The sequence below is a fragment of the Povalibacter sp. genome (assembly GCF_036520495.1).
Taxonomy (GTDB): Bacteria; Pseudomonadota; Gammaproteobacteria; order Steroidobacterales; family Steroidobacteraceae; genus Steroidobacter.
The window spans coordinates 67,620-83,577 of record NZ_DATDJO010000035.1; the positions used below are offsets into that span (position 1 = coordinate 67,620).

At 62.4% G+C, this 15,958-nt stretch carries 17 protein-coding genes; 1 reads left to right on the forward strand and 16 read right to left on the reverse strand.

All coding sequences use genetic code 11. The features are described 5' to 3' along the window. Positions 1–79: 79 nt before the first annotated feature. From VIZ63_RS12920 to VIZ63_RS12985, 14 genes are all read right to left on the reverse strand, one after another. On the reverse strand, positions 80–1,687 hold the full coding sequence (locus tag VIZ63_RS12920; protein ID WP_349261186.1) for a glucan biosynthesis protein D: 1,608 nt from the start codon (positions 1,685–1,687) through the stop codon (positions 80–82). A gap of 498 nt (positions 1,688–2,185) precedes the next feature. Continuing rightward, entirely contained in the window at positions 2,186–2,638 is a 453-nt protein-coding gene (locus VIZ63_RS12925) for a tetratricopeptide repeat protein (protein ID WP_331610063.1), read from the reverse strand. Further along, a complete protein-coding gene (locus tag VIZ63_RS12930) occupies positions 2,635–2,997 on the reverse strand; it encodes a DUF192 domain-containing protein (protein WP_331610064.1) in 363 nt (120 codons plus the stop codon). The genes VIZ63_RS12925 and VIZ63_RS12930 overlap by 4 nt, the downstream gene beginning before the upstream one ends. Before the next feature lie 26 nt (positions 2,998–3,023). Then, positions 3,024–3,857 carry a type II secretion system F family protein gene (locus VIZ63_RS12935; RefSeq protein WP_331610065.1) on the reverse strand — a complete coding sequence of 278 codons (834 nt, stop codon included), beginning with the start codon at positions 3,855–3,857 and terminating at the stop codon, positions 3,024–3,026. Positions 3,858–4,003: 146 nt separating this feature from the next. After that, positions 4,004–4,870 carry a type II secretion system F family protein gene (locus tag VIZ63_RS12940; protein ID WP_331610066.1) on the reverse strand — a complete coding sequence of 289 codons (867 nt, stop codon included), beginning with the start codon at positions 4,868–4,870 and terminating at the stop codon, positions 4,004–4,006. Next, complete coding sequence (locus VIZ63_RS12945) at positions 4,867–6,576, reverse strand: ATPase, T2SS/T4P/T4SS family (RefSeq protein ID WP_331610067.1); 1,710 nt, start codon at positions 6,574–6,576, stop codon at positions 4,867–4,869. The genes VIZ63_RS12940 and VIZ63_RS12945 overlap by 4 nt, the downstream gene beginning before the upstream one ends. Before the next feature lie 138 nt (positions 6,577–6,714). After that, positions 6,715–7,134 (reverse strand): hypothetical protein, encoded by a 420-nt coding sequence (locus VIZ63_RS12950; RefSeq protein WP_331610068.1) that lies wholly within the window; start codon positions 7,132–7,134, stop codon positions 6,715–6,717. A 22-nt stretch (positions 7,135–7,156) separates the two neighbouring features. After that, the gene (locus VIZ63_RS12955) at positions 7,157–8,320 is read right to left on the reverse strand and encodes a type II and III secretion system protein family protein (protein WP_331610069.1); all 1,164 of its coding nucleotides are present in this window, start codon (positions 8,318–8,320) and stop codon (positions 7,157–7,159) included. A gap of 1 nt (position 8,321) precedes the next feature. Continuing rightward, positions 8,322–9,119 carry a Flp pilus assembly protein CpaB gene (gene cpaB / locus VIZ63_RS12960; protein ID WP_331610070.1) on the reverse strand — a complete coding sequence of 266 codons (798 nt, stop codon included), beginning with the start codon at positions 9,117–9,119 and terminating at the stop codon, positions 8,322–8,324. A 366-nt stretch (positions 9,120–9,485) separates the two neighbouring features. Continuing rightward, positions 9,486–9,635, reverse strand: coding sequence for a hypothetical protein (locus tag VIZ63_RS12965; protein ID WP_331610071.1), 150 nt, complete (start codon positions 9,633–9,635; stop codon positions 9,486–9,488). Further along, positions 9,632–10,348, reverse strand: coding sequence for a hypothetical protein (locus tag VIZ63_RS12970; RefSeq protein ID WP_331610072.1), 717 nt, complete (start codon positions 10,346–10,348; stop codon positions 9,632–9,634). Before VIZ63_RS12970 ends, VIZ63_RS12965 begins: the two co-directional genes overlap by 4 nt. A 3-nt stretch (positions 10,349–10,351) precedes the next feature. After that, positions 10,352–11,227: a hypothetical protein gene (locus tag VIZ63_RS12975; RefSeq protein WP_331610073.1), complete on the reverse strand. Its 876-nt coding sequence runs from the start codon at positions 11,225–11,227 to the stop codon at positions 10,352–10,354. After that, on the reverse strand, positions 11,224–12,468 hold the full coding sequence (locus tag VIZ63_RS12980; RefSeq protein ID WP_331610074.1) for a pilus assembly protein TadG-related protein: 1,245 nt from the start codon (positions 12,466–12,468) through the stop codon (positions 11,224–11,226). The genes VIZ63_RS12975 and VIZ63_RS12980 overlap by 4 nt, the downstream gene beginning before the upstream one ends. A gap of 94 nt (positions 12,469–12,562) precedes the next feature. Next, positions 12,563–12,862, reverse strand: coding sequence for a hypothetical protein (locus VIZ63_RS12985; protein WP_331610075.1), 300 nt, complete (start codon positions 12,860–12,862; stop codon positions 12,563–12,565). Between the two features lie 419 nt (positions 12,863–13,281). On the opposite strand from VIZ63_RS12985, the gene VIZ63_RS12990 reads away from it, so the two are divergent. Further along, positions 13,282–13,701 (forward strand): PaaI family thioesterase, encoded by a 420-nt coding sequence (locus VIZ63_RS12990; RefSeq protein WP_331610076.1) that lies wholly within the window; start codon positions 13,282–13,284, stop codon positions 13,699–13,701. A 45-nt stretch (positions 13,702–13,746) separates the two neighbouring features. On the opposite strand, the gene VIZ63_RS12995 is transcribed toward VIZ63_RS12990, so the two are convergent. Both VIZ63_RS12995 and VIZ63_RS13000 read right to left on the reverse strand, forming a co-directional pair. Then, on the reverse strand, positions 13,747–14,646 hold the full coding sequence (locus tag VIZ63_RS12995) for an AEC family transporter (protein ID WP_331610077.1): 900 nt from the start codon (positions 14,644–14,646) through the stop codon (positions 13,747–13,749). 83 nt (positions 14,647–14,729) lie between these two features. After that, the gene (locus VIZ63_RS13000; RefSeq protein WP_331610078.1) at positions 14,730–15,938 is read right to left on the reverse strand and encodes an RtcB family protein; all 1,209 of its coding nucleotides are present in this window, start codon (positions 15,936–15,938) and stop codon (positions 14,730–14,732) included. Positions 15,939–15,958 lie beyond the last annotated feature (20 nt).

The window sequence follows — 15,958 nt, forward strand, 5'->3', positions numbered from 1 at the left end:
ATCGACCCCCACCGGGCAGGCTGGCCCGGCTGCATCGTTTTCCTCTTGTGGTCCGGCTCAGCCGGACCGTGAACCGGTATTACTCCAGCGTGGCGCCTGCCCGCTGCAGGATTTCACGGCGTTCGGCCACGCTCGGCGGGGTCCACTGATACATCCAGGTTTCCGACAGCGGCTGGTTGTTCTTGCGCAGGAACAGACGAATGTCGATCGGCGCAGTACTGTCGTCGGTCAGTTTCAGATCGAACATCGCGCGGTACCCGTCGATGGAACGCAGGCGCCGCGCCGAGGTGATTTCGATCGTCCCGCGCGATGCCGTGATCACCGGTTCGACGATCGACTCCGGCAGCATCGCCGCCAGCTCACCGCCAGCGAAATCGATGGCGAAACGACCCGCAAAGTAGCGACGCGGTTGACCGATGACGCCGCCGATGCCCGTGCGTGTAGCAACGACCTGCGCGAGCGGCGGCACGAACTGCGGTTGTGTGCTCCAGTAGAGGCGATAGCCGAACAGCATTTCTGCGCCCGGCTGCATTTTTTCGGCAGGGCTCCACATCGCCACGATGTTGTCGAAGGTTTCGTCGGGTGCGGTGAGCTCGATCAACTGCACGGAACCCTTGCCCCAGCCGCTTTTCGGTTCGACCCACAGGTTCGGACGACTGTGATACATCGCGCCGTCGTCCTGGTAGTTGTTGAAGTCGCGATCGCGTTGCATCAGGCCGAAGCCGCGCGGATTCTCGTCGACGAACGAACTCACGTGGACACCTGCGGGATTCACGACCGGACGCCAGATCCATTCGCCGCTACCCGTGTGCATCGACAGGCCGTCGGAGTCGTGAATTTCCGGGCGCCAGTCGTTGGCCATGCGTTTGTCGTTCTCGCCGCACTGGAACATGCTGGTCAGCGGCGCGACACCTAAGCGTTCGACGGACTTGCGTGGATACAGCGCGGCGTCGATATCCATCACCTGTGGCACGCCAGGCGTGATGACGAAACGATACGCGCCGGTGACGCTCGGCGAATCCATCAAGCCGTACAGCACGATGGTGCGCGCATTGAGCGCTGGGCGCTCGAACCAGAACGAGGTGAAGCGCGGAAATTCCTCGGGACCATTGATCGCCGTATCGAGCGCGAGGCCGCGCGAGGAGATGCCGTACTGACGTGTGTCGTTACTGATCGCGCGGAAATAGCTCGCGCCCAGGAAGGAATCGACATCCGACGTCCAGTCGGTCTGTGCCTGGATGTGAAAGCCTGCAAAGCCGAGGTCCGGATGCAGATCACGCGCCGAGAGACCACTGCGTCCGAGATCGTAGTCGCCCGGTCGATACAGGATTTCGCGCGCCTTGCCGTCCACGACTTCGAACATGCGCACCGGCTCTTTGAAGCCGCGGCCCAGGTGATAGAACTGAATTCGAAAGCCGCGATCCGCATCGGCCCACAGGGCACGGTCGCGCCGGAAGCGCAGCGACTGATACTGGTCGTAGTCGAGGCTCTGCAGTTTCTGGGGCGCAAGATTCTTTGGCGCCTCGTAGGCCTTGCCCGCCAGCGCGCGTGCTTCACCCTTCAACTGCGCATAGCTGAAGTCCCTGCCGGTCGATGCCGGTTGCGATTCGGCGGCGAGCAGACTGACGGCAGGTACGCTGGTCGCAGACAACAACAGAGCTGATTTGAGCAGATCGCGGCGGTGGATCATCGGCGGACTCTCGAGACGGCAGGGGGGCGAGCCAGATGATAGCTGCGCTGGCTGATCGGCGTCGCTGGGAAGGAAGAGTCAGGAATCGCGGGGCCGAAGAGAAAGTTCCACTGCAAAGGCAGCTGCCTTCCATCCTCTGTGGATCCGGCATAACCCCGATGGCACTACATTCAGCTCGGAAGCCGCATCTCTTGCCCTTCGTGGGGTCCGGCTTTAGCCCAATGGCACTGACTTGAGGACAGTCTGTGTGAACCTTTTGGCTCCGACTTCCGCGGGATTCCCTACGTTCACAGTTGGACATCTGAACTCAGGAATGTCCGATCAATTCCAGATTCGTCATTCCGTGACCCACGGGAACGACGGATTAATCAGAGGTTCCTTAAGTCAGTGACAGAAACGGACCAGCCGGAATTTCCTCTGGCCTCAGGCCCGAGGTGCCTCGAACGCCTAAGTCCGTGTCATGCGCTCGAGCCGGACGCCAACCGCCTACGGAACTTACTTGCCTTCCTGCCGACTGCCGAACTCCCGCAAGTATCCCAGTAACGCCGTGACCTGCTGCCGATTGGCGGCAGGCGGCGAGGCATCGAGGTAGCCGTCCAGCAGCATCGTGACTTCGTTGAGGTGCAGCATCGCGAGGTTGTACCGAGCCTGGGCATTACGAGGATCCAGTTGCAATGCCGTCTCGAACCGCGACCGCGCCGTTTTCGCGTCACCGTCGTGATAGGCGATTACGCCCAGGCGGATCTGGCCGGGTACGAATTTCGGATTTGCGGCGAGGATGGTTTCGTACTGGCTCTTCGCCTGAGCGAACTTGCCGCTCTGATAGTTCTGATCCGCCTGGCGCGCCAGTTGTACCAGTTGCGAGGATTGTCGTGACGGCGCCGAACCGCAGCCGCACAGCAGGGTGAACAGAATTAGCGCGGCCCCGCGATACATTGTCGTCGTCATGCGTCGACTCCTGATCGCAGTCGCAGGGTCATGCCGGGTTGCAAGCCGCAGTCGGCGGCGCGGCCGCTCGCCAGTTCGAGCACGGATCGGGTGGCTCGCGGGGCCACGGCGAATCGATTGGGGACCAGTCGATGCGTGATCGCGAGGATGCGCATGCTTCGATCCAGAAACAGCGCGTCGATGGGAAAACGCATGCACAGCGTGTGAATGCTGCCACCGGGCCGTAGCAGCAATCCCTGATCGAGCGCCAGATCCTTGCGACCCAGCAGACCGCGAAAGCGCTGCAGGAAACTGGCGGCCACGGCCACACGATGAGCCACCGTCATACCCTGCGTAGTTTCGACTCGAGCGAGTTTCATCGTGGACTGGCCTCCCTGCATGTCAATCACATGATGTCGAACGCACCGGACTCGATCAGCTGAATCACGATCGGAAAGCCGATGATGATGAAGGTGATCGGGAACAACAGGGCGATCAACGGAAACAACATTTTCACGGGCGCCTGATTGGCGAGCTTCTCGGCACGCAGAAATCGTTCCTGGCGTCGCTGACGCGCCTGATCGGCGAGCACATCGCCGAGCGAGCCGCCCGTTTCCTCGGCTTGTGACACCGATGCCACGAAGTTGGTGACCCCCGGGATCATCACGCGCGCGGCCACTCGATCCAGTGCGACGCGACGGGTGACGCCGGTGCGCGTCTCGCGCAGGTAGCGCGAAAACTCCTGGCGCACAGGGCCATCGCGCAGTTGCTCGATGGACTGCTCCACCGCTGCCGTGAACGTCAGCCCGGCTTTCATACCCAGCACCAGGACATCCAGAAAGAAGGGAAACTCCTTTTCGAAGCGGGTCTGCCGTCGGCGTGTCGTGTCGCGCAGCCACAGATCCGGATACATATAAGAGAAGGGCGCGAGGCTACTGGCCGCGACGACATACATGGGGTCCGTCACCCCGAGCACCACGATCACATACAGCGCGACACCGATACCCGCGATGAAGGCGAGCCGTCGCACCACCAGGAATTCCGCGGGAGTGATGACGTAGGCAAGCCCCGCTGCATTGAGTTGCGTCTGCATGACATCGCGCTTGTGCCCGAGCATCGACTGGTCGACCTCCGTTGCATACCAGCGAAAGGCAGGACGCAGCAGGCGGATCAGCGGCGGCAGTTGATCGCGCCATGCGGCATCGCGCTGCGTGGATTCACGGCTGCGACGACGCAACACGAGTGGCAATAGTAGGACCAGGCCGCAGGCAACGGCCGTGAGGAGTGGAGCGAGGAGGCCATTCATGGTGCGACGTCAGATTGGGGGAAGGGATGTTCGACTGAAGTCGAACCCACAGTAAGAAAGGAGGATTCGCCTGCGCATATTCATACGTCGATGTTCACTATCTTGCGGATCATCCAGGCCGCGACCGCCATCATCACGGCGACGACGACCAGGACGATCCAGCCATACCACTCTGTGAACATGAGATTCATGCGCTCCGGCTGCTGCTGGTACAGCACGAAGCCGATGAAGATCGGCAGCAGGCCGACGACCCAGCCCTGCGCACGTCCCATTGATGTCAGCGCATCGATCTTGCCTTCCATGTGTGCTTTCTCCTGCAGCGTTTTCGCCAGCGCTTCGAGTGTGTCGGCCAGATTGCCGCCGACGCGGCGCGATACGTTGATTGCCGTGTTCATGAGATCGAGCTCCGGCGTGTCGACCCGCCGGCGCAGATCTGCGAGCGACTCCGCGAGCTGCCGGCCGATGCGGTACTCCGCCAGCACGATGGTGAATTCCTGCGCGAGCGGCGGTGGCTGTCGCGTGGCCAGCAGTTCCAGTCCCTTGGTGAGATTCGAGCCGGCCCGCAATGCCGAGCACAGGGCGAGCAGCGCGTCGGGTAGTTGATAGACGAACTGCCGGTTGCGCTTGCGGGAAAAGTACGTCACCGCGAGCCGCGGTGAGACGACGGACAACAGAGCGCCGGCGACGGCGCCCACCGGACCGATGCTGGTGTAGCCGATGGAGCCGAGAACTACGGTCGCCACGACACTGATCAGAAACAGCACCTGTGGATTCGCGATGACGAAATTCTGCTTCAACCCCGCGCTGACGCGCGCGACGAAGGCACTTTCGTAGAAGCGTACGCCGCGACGGATCACCGCCAACAGCAGCAGTACGCAGACGAACACCCCGCCCCCGACCAGCCATTGCCAGTCGATCGAGCTCAGCGCCATGCGAAGTGTGCTCATGCGAGGCCACGACGGGCAGGAGCGACTGCGCCGAAGATGGAGCGATCGAGCTGCACACCCGCTTCGTTCAGCGCCTCATAGAAGCGCGGCGCCTGGCCGAAGCCGCGATACTCCCCGACGATCTCGCCGTCACTGCCGATGCCCTGTTGTTTGAAGGCGAACAGCGGCTGCGTCAGGATGACATCGCCCTCCATGCCATCGACCTCGACGATGGCGGTGACGCGTCGCCGGCCATCGCTGAAGCGGGTCTGCTGCACGATGATGTCGACGGCCGATGAGATCTGCTCACGAATGGCGCGCACGGGCAGGTCCATACCGGCCATCAGCACCATGACTTCCAGGCGCGACAACAGGTCGCGCGGCGAGTTGGCGTGGCCCGTCGTCATCGACCCATCGTGGCCGGTGTTCATGGCCTGCAACATGTCGAGCGCCTCGCCGCCGCGGCATTCGCCGACGATGATGCGATCGGGCCGCATACGCAGTGCATTGCGCACCAGGTCGCGAATGGTGATTTCGCCGCGGCCTTCGACATTGGGCGGTCGTGCTTCCAGCGACAGCACATGGGGCTGGGCCAACCGCAGTTCGGCCGCGTCTTCGATAGTGACGATGCGTTCGTTGGCGGGGATGGATTCCGACAGCGCATTGAGGAACGTGGTCTTGCCGGAGCCCGTACCGCCGGAGACGAGGATGTTCTTGCGGAATTTCACGCAGACGCGCAGGAAGTCGCACATCTGCGGCGTCAGCGAGCCGAGGTCGACCAGTCGCTCCATCGAGAGTCGCTGCCGCGAAAACTTGCGGATGGTCAGGATCGGGCCGACCAGGGACAGTGGCGGAATGATGGCGTTGACGCGCGAACCGTCTGGCAGTCGCGCATCGACCATCGGTACGCCTTCGTCGATGCGCCGGCCGAGCGGCGTCACGATGCGTTCGATGACCCGCATCAGCGATTCATCGTTGGTGAATCGCGCCTGCGCGACCGACAACTGTCCGCGACGCTCGACATAGATCTGGTTCGGACCGTTCACCATCACTTCGGACACCGATTCGTCGGCGAGAAAGGGCTCGATCGGGCCATACCCCATGATCTCCGCCGTCATCTCGGCCACGAACCTGGCCCGGTCCAGGCTCGCCGGCAGCTGGACCGCGCCAGACTCGATGATGGAATCGATGGCCTGCCGTGCTTCCTGACGCAGATCGGCATTCGCCAGGTTGTTGAGCGCGGTGCGGCGAAACAGATCGAGTTCGCGCAATACGAGCTGCTGCAGTTTTTCCTGAAGGGCGCGCAATTCGGCGGGAAGGGCGGAAGGTGCCTCACCTACAGCGCTGACGCGCGAAACCGTTTCCGCCTGCGGCGACTGCCGTGTCACGGCAATGGTCGTCGTCATGGCCTGGTGCGGATCGACGGGTTCGTCCCAGAAATTGCGAATGACCTTCAGCTCGCAATCGCCGATCGTGACGGTATCGCCGCTGCGCACCGGAGCGGTCTCGCACACCACCACGCCGTTGCGACGAATCGAATCGGCCGCGCCCGTGTCCATCACCAGCGTTTCGCCTTCCTGCACGCACAGCAGCGCGTGCCGTCGCGCGACCGAATCGTGCTTGAGCCGGATATCGGCGCCGAGGCCACGGCCGATGGTGTAGCGCCCTGGTTCGACACGCCGCAGCTGCGCAGCGCATCCCGGTACGTTGAGTTGAATTTCGAGCACGATGACGTCCCTGTCGGTGTCTGATTGCAGAAGGAAGAGAGCCGCGAAAGACCGCAAAAAAAGGGCAGAACGGCATATCCGTTCTTTCCATTCTTCTCCTGTGTGGCCTTTCGCGGCCCTCCTCCTCTTAACTTCCGCCTAGAAATACAACGTGGCCGCGGCCTGGCCGTCGACGGTCACGTCGCAGGTGTTGCCACCTGATTTGGTGGCCTTGGCGACGATGCTTTCGGCCACTCGCTCCTGCCAGCCACCGCGCTTCGAGGCGATGATTCCCGAGGAGAATTTGCAGAGTGTCGCCACGGAGAGGTCGTTGTACTTGCCCTCGGCAGTGAGTCGCGGCGTAAAGGGTGGGAAGCGCGCACGCAGCACGCTTTCGCCATTCACGGAAATGGCGATCGAGTCGTCCTCCGAATCAAAGACGCCGCCTATCGTCCAGGCAGATGCACTCGATGGCGGTACGTACTCCTTGTCCTGTGCGACGACTTTCGTGCTCCTGGCGCAGCCACTCGATGCTACGCATACCGCTACGCCGATCGTGATCGCCATCCATTGCTTCATTGAATTGCTCCTTGATCCGTGGTCAATCCATCAACTTGAACTTCAACGCCTCGTCGGACTTCAGTTTCAGTGCGTCGTACTGCTGAATGCTCGTCTTTACGGGTTCCGAATCCGCCTTGATGATCTGCGGCGTGACCAGTACGACGAGTTCGGTTTCGCCGCGACGGAACTGACGCGACTTGAACAATTCGCCGAGCACGGGGATGTTGCCCAGGCCGGGGACTTTCACCACGGTCTTGGCGTCTTCGGAACTGAACAATCCCGCAATCACCATTGCCTCGCCCGACTGCACGTTCATCTCGGTGTTGGTCTTGCGCGTGGCGAAGCCGGGAATGCCGAGCACTTCGATGCCCTTGTCGACGCTGCTGACTTCGACATTGACCTTGGTACGGATGAGACCAGTGCTGTTGGTGCGCGGTTCGACATTCAGGATGATACCGAACTCCTTGAAGATGACATTCAGCGCGCCGTCCTGGTTCTGTACTGGAATGGGCACTTCGCCGCCGACGAGGAAATCGGCCTGGCCGCCGTCGATACATGTCAGCGTCGGTTCGGCCAGCAGCCGCGCATCGCCATTGTTCACCAGCATGCGGATGACGGATTCGACCGCGGTCGTGAGCGCGAAGTAGTTGTTGGCGGTCCCGAGCTGCAGCGGCAGCCCATCGATACCATTGATGCCGGGCGGAATCACGCGGTAATACGGGTTCGTGACGAACTCCGACAGCGTGCCGAATACGGGGCCGGGCACGACGTCGGCCCAATCGATGCCAACATCGCGCAGCGCGGATTTCTTGACCTCGATGAGTTTCGCCTTGATCAGGATGGTCGACTTTTCTAGCAGTACATCTGGCGGCATGACGGGAGCATCGGGAACGCCGAGCACCTTGATGAGATAGGCCACGGTCGAACCGTCGCGATTCCAGATGCGCAGGTCGGTCAGCCCCTCCTTCTTGCCGAGTACCAGCACCTCCTGTGTGTCGTCGAATACCTTGATGTCGATAACGGTGCCATCGCCCGCGGCCACTCGCCGTACGTTCGGATAACGCATGAGCAGGCTCTGACCCGCCGGCAGGCTCAGCACGCTCACGGGTGAGGTGTCGAGCGGGTTGTCGGCGGGAATCGCCGCTCGGGCCAGTTGCACCGCCGCGATGCCGATGAGCAGGCGCATGAATGCGTGAACCGTCATGTCACATCCCGCCCAGGATGATTTCGACGCGCGGTCGCGCCGCAGCGACCTTGACGACGCGTTCGCTGTTCAGCAACGTGCGCTTGGTAATACGCGCGATCTGCGTCGGCAGATTGTCCTGCGGCTGACGCAAGGCGACGGTGATCTTGCCCGCGTCCTGTGCGAGCGTAATGCGCGCGGCATTTTCCGGCGTGACTGATACCGTCACGGTGTTGTACTGACGCGAGGGATTCTGGCCATCCATGTACGCGGCATTGGTGGTGGTGCGCACTCCCGTTGCGATCACCGGAACGTCGAGCAACAGTGGCAGCGTCATGGTTTCGTTCGCCACCAGCGTGGTGAACAGAATGTCGATGCGATCGCCCGGCGAGAGCATGCCGGAGATGGAGGCTTCGTCATCGACGGGAAACGTCAGCGCGCGCATACCCTCGGCGAGTTGCGAGGAGAAACCGGCGCTGGCGTTGCGCGCAAGATGCGCCTGCAGTACCGGCTCACCGCTGCGCACGGACTGAGCGAGCACCCTGCCGGCCACGGTGTTCCAGTGGTCGGCGAGGACGGCGTCAGAATGCAGGAAGTTTCGCGGCACCTCGCGAATCGCGACGGTCTGGCCGGACAGGAACGTGCCCGGACGCAGATCGGCATTCGCAACGACGACGCGAACCGGCGCGTACTGCGCATCCAGTTGCGAGCGCCGCGCGTTGACGGTCCCTTCGATGTAGTTGTCGGCGAAGTACGCGGCACCGCCCGCCGCTGCCAGTGCACCTGCCACCATCAGTGTGGTGATCATTCCACCTTTCATGCGTCCCTCCCTGGACTGTGTCGCTGCTGGCATCGGGTGAGTCGTCCGTGACTCGCGATGCCTGCCTCTAGCTCTCTTGAATCAACGTCGTTGGCCTGCCGAGCTCCGGTTTACTTCCCTGTGTGTCAGTCCCGCGGGGGGTGACCGAGCGATCAGAGCTTCTCTGGCCAATGGCACCTACTTGAGCAGATCACTAATCTCCGGCAGAGAATCGCAGAGCTTGATTTCACACGGAGAACCGGAGGTTTGGAGCGGGACGAGGTTTTCCCTCCGTGCCCTCCGTGCCCTCCGTGCCCTCCGTGAACTCCGTGTGAAAACCTGACTGTTCTCCGTACTGCTGCCACTCGCCAAGCAAGTGCATTGTCTCTAAAACGGAATCATCAGCGCCCACGAGAACTCGTCATGGTGCTGCTGCACCAGTCGCAGTACCGCGGGCGCGCCGCGCCAGACCGCCATCAACCCCAGCAGCACGGCCAGATACTCGGTCACGCCCCAACCGCTTTGTCGTCGCCTCATGACTTTCTCCACACGATGACGATGGCAGTCGCTGCGGGTTGCGAGCGATCGGGTTGCAAAGTGAGCAACGCCAGCTGTGCACCTCGCTGGGCTTCGATGACCATACCGCGCGACGACGTCTGCATCGGCTGCTGACGCAGGATCTGCCAGCCGTCGCGTTGTAACGTGTCACCGAACGCCGCGGCCTCGATGGCGATGGATCGAGTACTCGAGAAGCTCAGATGCTCGGACTCGACGCCGTCATCCTCGTACTCCTGCAGGTTCACCAGTCGCGCCGTCGCCGGCCGCGGAAAGCGGCTGCCGGTCGTGGCTGGCGCCCGTTCGGGCGAGCTGCTCACCGCAATCGTGCCGGCGCTGCCGCTGACCGTGGCGACGGCCTCGACGGTAATGAGATGACCGGCCGCGCGGATCGACAGCCGTTGTTGCGTGCCGCTGCGGGATCGCCGGAACTCGCTGTGGCCCCAGCGGGGCGCGATCGCTTCGTAGTGCGCGAATACTGCCGCGGGCGCGAGCCTGGACTCGAAGGTCTTGAGCGTCATGGGCAGTCCGTTCATTCGCATGCTTTGCGCGATCCAGTGAACCGAGCCCTGCGGCGGCGCTGGCAGATCGGGAAGCTGCGCGGTGAGCCGCGACAGTGGCCCTGCATTAACGGGCGTGACGACACCGGCCAGCGCAAGCAGATACATCAGTGCCGGAAGGTGCGTCATACGCATGGGTCAACGCCGCTCGATGTAGGCCGCGGGCAGGACGGTAGAGCTGGGCCGCAAATCCGGCTCCCAGCCGAATTGACCTTCCCCATAGAGCGGCTCGCCCTTGCCGAGGGCCTGCAGCCCGATCGGGCGTCCAGGCAACTCGAACCGTTCGACCAGTTCGTTGACGGTGACGTCATCGATGCGACGGCGCATCGCGTCCTCGTTACGCGAGGACCAGGTGTCGCTCAGGATGGCGCCGCTGGCCCGGTGCACGATCTGACCGCGATCCGCCTCGGGCGCCTCGCGTTCGCCGAGCGTGACCGGGTGATCGGCCAATCGCCCCAGCGAGGGACGAACACCCACGGCAATCGTGGAGCTGGCGAAGGCGCGGCGGCTCAGGTTGAGACTGCTCAATTGCAGCAGCTGCTGCACATTGCCCACCACGCCGTCGCCATAGGCGATGCCAGGAACCAGGAACAGCCCGACATCCACCGGCGTCGGGCGTTCGTTGTACGTGAGGTTCACGGGCATGGCGTTGTCTTCGTAGTGGAGCAGTCGCTGCCGCTGCCAGTCGCGCCACAGTGCGTTTTCCGTGATGCCCTGCGTTCGCAGGCGTTCGACATCGATCAGGCCCGCGAGCGGACTTCCCAGCGTGCGATCGCGGGCCTCCAGCGTGATGTCGTCTTCGCTCTTGCGATTGGACGCGCCGTCGCTGCGCCACACCGTGCGCTCCCAGACGGCGTACCGAGTGGAGTCGTAAGTCTTGTGCTTGATGTCGAGCTGCTTGCCGAGCAGCGGAATGCCGACGATGAAGGGCGCGAGCGCCAGCAACGTCACGATGGTTTCGGCCATCGCATTGCCGCGCTGGTTTGAATTCGCTGTGCGGATGGTGCGCGTCACAAGCCGATCCCCGATTCCACCGGCACCAGGCGCGCATCCCAGAATGGATTGAACAGATTGGAGTACTCGCGACGATCATTGCCGAGGGACGCGAAGGTATTGTCGGTTGGCCGGCGAAACTCGACGCGCGCCATGGCGGCGACAGCCAGCGGTTGCGCGTTCGATGTCATGCCGAAGGTGGCGCGCGTCCTGACCTGCGATTGGCGCTTCGTTGCCAGCGCTGCAATGCTCAGGGACTGATCGCCTGGCCTACCGGCGACGTTGTAGTACGAGGGTACGCCCTGATAGTTGCTGGCGAACTCCGTCGCCCGGGCACGGCTGGGCGCACGTCCGATGCGACGCCAGCTGCCCCAGCCGAACAGCGAGCGCGTGCGGTACTGCAACTGATCGTGTGCGCGCCAGTCGGCGCCATCGTCGTCCTGCGAATTCGTGGTGCTGCCCTGCTTGCGGATCTGCGCCACGATGAGATTTTCGCGCCAGCCGCGTTCACCCGAAATCCAGCGTCGCATGTCGTCGTTGGTGGTGAGACTCGCCGTAATGAGTTCGCGAACGGCGCCGTCATCACTGTCGGCCGTATAGCGCTCGACGAAAGTTGGAACGCCCGCGAGCTGCGCGAGCAATTGCAGTTCGACGATGGCCCGTAACTCATCGGGCATGCGACCGATCTCGTCGCGGTCGTTGATGCGTATCTGCGGATCCCAGCTGCGCGCGGTCTGTTGCATCAGGTCATCGAGGTTGTTCAGCGCCAGCGAGGCCTGCGTTTCGATCTGGGCGGCACGGAAGTTGGTATTCCACGCGTCGATCGCCGGAATCACGATACCCGCCGCGTCCTCAGTGCCTTCGCGAACCTGCTGTGCGATCTGTTCGACCATCGAGACGTACTGGCCGACGTAGGGGATATAGCGTGTGATCCGGTCGACGTACTCGATGGAATCGTGGACATAGCGGATCCAGCTCACATACGACACCAGGTGCCCCACCGCCGCATGGTTCGCGATCATGGCTCGATTCGTATAGGCCATGAAGTTGAGATGCCGCGCAGTCCGCACCGCACCGCTGTACGCCGCCGCATCCGCGGCGTTGGCGACCTGCGATTTTTCCGTCACTTTCTGTCCGGTGTTGAACATCATGACGAGCACGGCGCTGGCGATCAGCACACCGAATAGCGCCACAGGCGCAATCTGTCCGCGCTGGCGGGCAGTGGACGTTCGATGCGGATAGCGGATGCGCGATGCGGTCATGCCGTACGTACCTCCTGCCGTGGGGCCGGCGCGCATCCCTCTTCGGTGAAGAAGAGGAATGTCGCGGCGCGCCCGCTTACTTCAGCGGACGAGATCAGGGAGTGGTACCACCGCCGCCTGCATTGGTCTGCTGGTTATAGTTCGCGAGGCTGTCGGCCTGTGCCGCGCGGGTCTGTGCCGTACCGGCCGACGCCTGTGCATCCTGGATATCCTGCGAGCCGGATTGCCCGGACATTTCCATGCTCATGCTCGCCATCTGGCTCTGCAATGTGTCGCCGAAGGCGGCGAACAGGCCGATGCCCGCGACGGCGACCAACGCCGTGATGATGATGTACTCGCTCATGCCCTGGCCGCGTTGACGCGAAGCCGGTGTCCTGAAGTCATGACGGATCATGTTCCTCTCCCTGGCGCTGGTTGACGTGTTCTGACGGCGGTTGCCGACGTAACACAGCGTAGGCGGCGACCCCGTGCATGGCCGCGCGAATTTATAGGTCATTCGCCCAGAAACTCGCGGGGACGTGAGGGTGATCGGGTATGTTGCGATTTCTGAAAGCAAGGAGCAGCCAACGATGATTCGTCTCGCTCTGGTGGAATGAAACTTACAGAGCACTGCACCAGTGGTGGTGGGTGCGGACATTCTGAGTGGTTTTCTGTGGGTCCGACTTCCCCGCGGGATTCCCTAGTGTGACAGTCGGACATCCGAGAACAGAGAATGTCCGGCTAAAGCCAGACCCACAAAGCCTGGAAATCGGACTTGCAAGCTCAAGTCAGTGCCATTGCCCTTCAGCCAGACAATCCAGACGGTGACATTCGATGCTGACACCCGTTGAGTTGAACTACCGCAGCGCCGGCACACTTCCTGGCTTGCTCGGTATTGTCGTTACTCATGTAGGCAGCGGCGAGGTTCGGGCAGAACTGCCGGTGAAACCATCGCTGCTGGCACCGAACGGCTACCTGCACGCGGGAACGGTGATCACTCTGGCCGATACTTCAGCCGGCTTTGGGTGCTCCGCCAACCTGCCTCCCGACGCCAACGGCTTCACCACCATCGAGCTCAAATCGAATCACCTCGGCACGGCGCGCGACGGCACCATCGAATGCATTGCTCGCGCCGCACACATGGGTCGAACCACTCAGGTGTGGGACGCCACTGTTACGCACCGTGAAACAGGCAAGACGATCGCGCTGTTCCGCTGCACGCAGATGGTGTTGTATCCCAAGACTGGCGCCTGAGCAGACCACTGGCCGCGAGAGGGGGCGTTAAGTTCTTTCTCGGTGTCAGCCGAGCAGGTGATTGGCGATCGGCACGGTAACGAATGACAGCAGGATACCGACGCCCAGGATGGTATTGGCCAGCTGCGGCTCGAGATCATTCTGGCTGGCGAGAATCGCCGCGGAAATCATCGGCGCCATGGCGGACTCGAGAACGGCAATGGTCAGCACCGGCCCGCCCACACCGACGAGCCAGCCTGCTCCCCAGACGATCGCCGGTGCGAGCAACAGTTTCCAGCTGAGTCCCAACCCGATCGCGGGGATCTGCTTCCTGCCAAGATGCAGCTGAAACTGCAGGCCGACCGAAAACAGTGCCAGTGGCACCAGCGTGGCACCAAGCCGATCGAGGATTCCATCGATCGCACCGGGCCAGCCGCTCATTGCACCCACCACCGAAGCGACGATCAGTGCGATGAACGGCGGAAACAGCAACACGCGCCGCGCGACCGTGAGTGGCGCCACGCTATGGCCGGAATAGAGCGCAGCCACGATCGTGCCGCCGACGGCCAATGCGGTGAAGCAGCCCGCCTGATCCGCCAGCACCGCCAACCTGAGCCCTTCCTCACCACGCAATGCTTCGATCATCGGAAACCCGACGAACGAGGTATTGCCGAGACCGCAAACCAGCGTCAAGGCACCAATGCGCGCCCGCGACCAATGCAATGCACGGCCCAGCAGCGCGAAGAAAGCCCAGGAGCCGAGGAACACCAGCCACATCGACGCAGCGAGGAACCACAGATGTGCATCGAACCGGATCTGCGGCACGAGGTGCAGTACCAGGGCCGGCAATGCGACGTTGAGCACCCACCAGTTGAGACTCTGCGCCAGCGTCGCGGGTGGATGGGCGAAGCGAGCAACGAGCCAACCGAGCAGCAGACAGGTGACGAGCAGCAGCAACGAGGACATGGACTTGACGTGAAGTGGATCGCGGAGGCGTCGCAGTCTATGGACTCAGGGTTTGCGGCGTCCAGCCAAAAACCTCGGCCAGATCAGCCTTTCACGCAGACCACCTGCTTCAGCGTGTGCGCGATTTCAACCAGGTCGGTCTGGTTGGCCATGACCTCATCGATGTCCTTGTAGGCCGCGGGAATCTCATCGACGACGCCACCGTCCTTGCGACACTCCACACCTTCCGTCTGCTGCGCCAGATCGAAGCGGTTGAAACGCCGTTTGGCTTCGGTGCGGCTCATGCGGCGACCCGCACCGTGCGAGCAGGAACAGAAGGATTCGGCATTGCCTTTGCCGCGCACGATGAACGAACGCGCGCCCATGCTGCCCGGGATGATGCCGAGTTGACCTTCGCGAGCGCTGATCGCGCCCTTGCGGGTAATGAACAGCTTCTCGCCGAAGTGCTGTTCGATCGCCACGTAGTTGTGATGGCAGTTGATCGCTTCACCGTCCGTCCCGAATGGCGGCAGATGCTTCGCCAGGGCATCCAGCACCAGCTTCATCATCATGCTACGGTTCAGGAGCGCGTAGTCCTGCGCCCAGTCGACCGCTTCGACATAGTCATCGAACAGCGGCGAACCCTCGCTGAAGTACGCGAGGTCGCGATCCGGCAGATTGATGCGATGACGCTGCATGTCCTTGCGTGCGGCTTCGATGAAGTACCGGCCAAACACGTTGCCGATGCCGCGCGATCCCGAATGCAGCATCACCCATACGCGCTGCGCCTCGTCGATGCACAGTTCGATGAAGTGATTGCCGCCGCCGAGTGATCCTAGCTGGCACAGCCAGGTGCGCGCGAACTGGCGCTGCATCTTCATCACGCCGCCATGCTTCTTCACGATGCTGTCGAGCCGATCGCTCAGCACGCGTCCCTGGCGCGCATGCACGCTGCCGTGAACTTTGTCGGATTCGTGCTGATTGAATCCCACCGGCACAGCGCGCTCGATCTCGCTGCGGACCTTCGCGAGAGTGTCAGGCAAGTCGGTGGCGGAGAGCGTCAGGCGCACGGCATTCATGCCGCAACCGATGTCGACGCCAACAGCGGCCGGGATGACCGCCTGCTTCGTCGCAATCACGCTGCCCACGGTCGCGCCGATGCCGTGATGCACATCCGGCATCGCAGCGACATGGCCGAACACGATGGGCAGCTGCGCAACGTTGAGCAGTTGCTGCAGGGCATCGTGCTCGATGTCTTTCGTAAAGACTTTGACCGGCACTCGGCCTTTGTTGAGGGTCAGCTGGATGGGCATGGATGCGAGGCTAACTGGCT

Coding starts and splice junctions, on each gene's coding strand:
- VIZ63_RS12925 (WP_331610063.1), bottom strand. CDS start 2,638: ATGACGACGACAATGTATCGCGGGGCCGCGCTAATTCTGTTCACCCTG.
- VIZ63_RS12930 (WP_331610064.1), bottom strand. CDS start 2,997: ATGAAACTCGCTCGAGTCGAAACTACGCAGGGTATGACGGTGGCTCAT.
- VIZ63_RS12940 (WP_331610066.1), bottom strand. CDS start 4,870: ATGAGCACACTTCGCATGGCGCTGAGCTCGATCGACTGGCAATGGCTG.
- VIZ63_RS12950 (WP_331610068.1), bottom strand. CDS start 7,134: ATGAAGCAATGGATGGCGATCACGATCGGCGTAGCGGTATGCGTAGCA.
- VIZ63_RS12955 (WP_331610069.1), bottom strand. CDS start 8,320: ATGACGGTTCACGCATTCATGCGCCTGCTCATCGGCATCGCGGCGGTG.
- cpaB (WP_331610070.1), bottom strand. CDS start 9,119: ATGAAAGGTGGAATGATCACCACACTGATGGTGGCAGGTGCACTGGCA.
- VIZ63_RS12965 (WP_331610071.1), bottom strand. CDS start 9,635: ATGAGGCGACGACAAAGCGGTTGGGGCGTGACCGAGTATCTGGCCGTG.
- VIZ63_RS12970 (WP_331610072.1), bottom strand. CDS start 10,348: ATGCGTATGACGCACCTTCCGGCACTGATGTATCTGCTTGCGCTGGCC.
- VIZ63_RS12980 (WP_331610074.1), bottom strand. CDS start 12,468: ATGACCGCATCGCGCATCCGCTATCCGCATCGAACGTCCACTGCCCGC.
- VIZ63_RS12985 (WP_331610075.1), bottom strand. CDS start 12,862: ATGATCCGTCATGACTTCAGGACACCGGCTTCGCGTCAACGCGGCCAG.
- VIZ63_RS12990 (WP_331610076.1), top strand. CDS start 13,282: ATGCTGACACCCGTTGAGTTGAACTACCGCAGCGCCGGCACACTTCCT.
- VIZ63_RS12995 (WP_331610077.1), bottom strand. CDS start 14,646: ATGTCCTCGTTGCTGCTGCTCGTCACCTGTCTGCTGCTCGGTTGGCTC.
- VIZ63_RS13000 (WP_331610078.1), bottom strand. CDS start 15,938: ATGCCCATCCAGCTGACCCTCAACAAAGGCCGAGTGCCGGTCAAAGTC.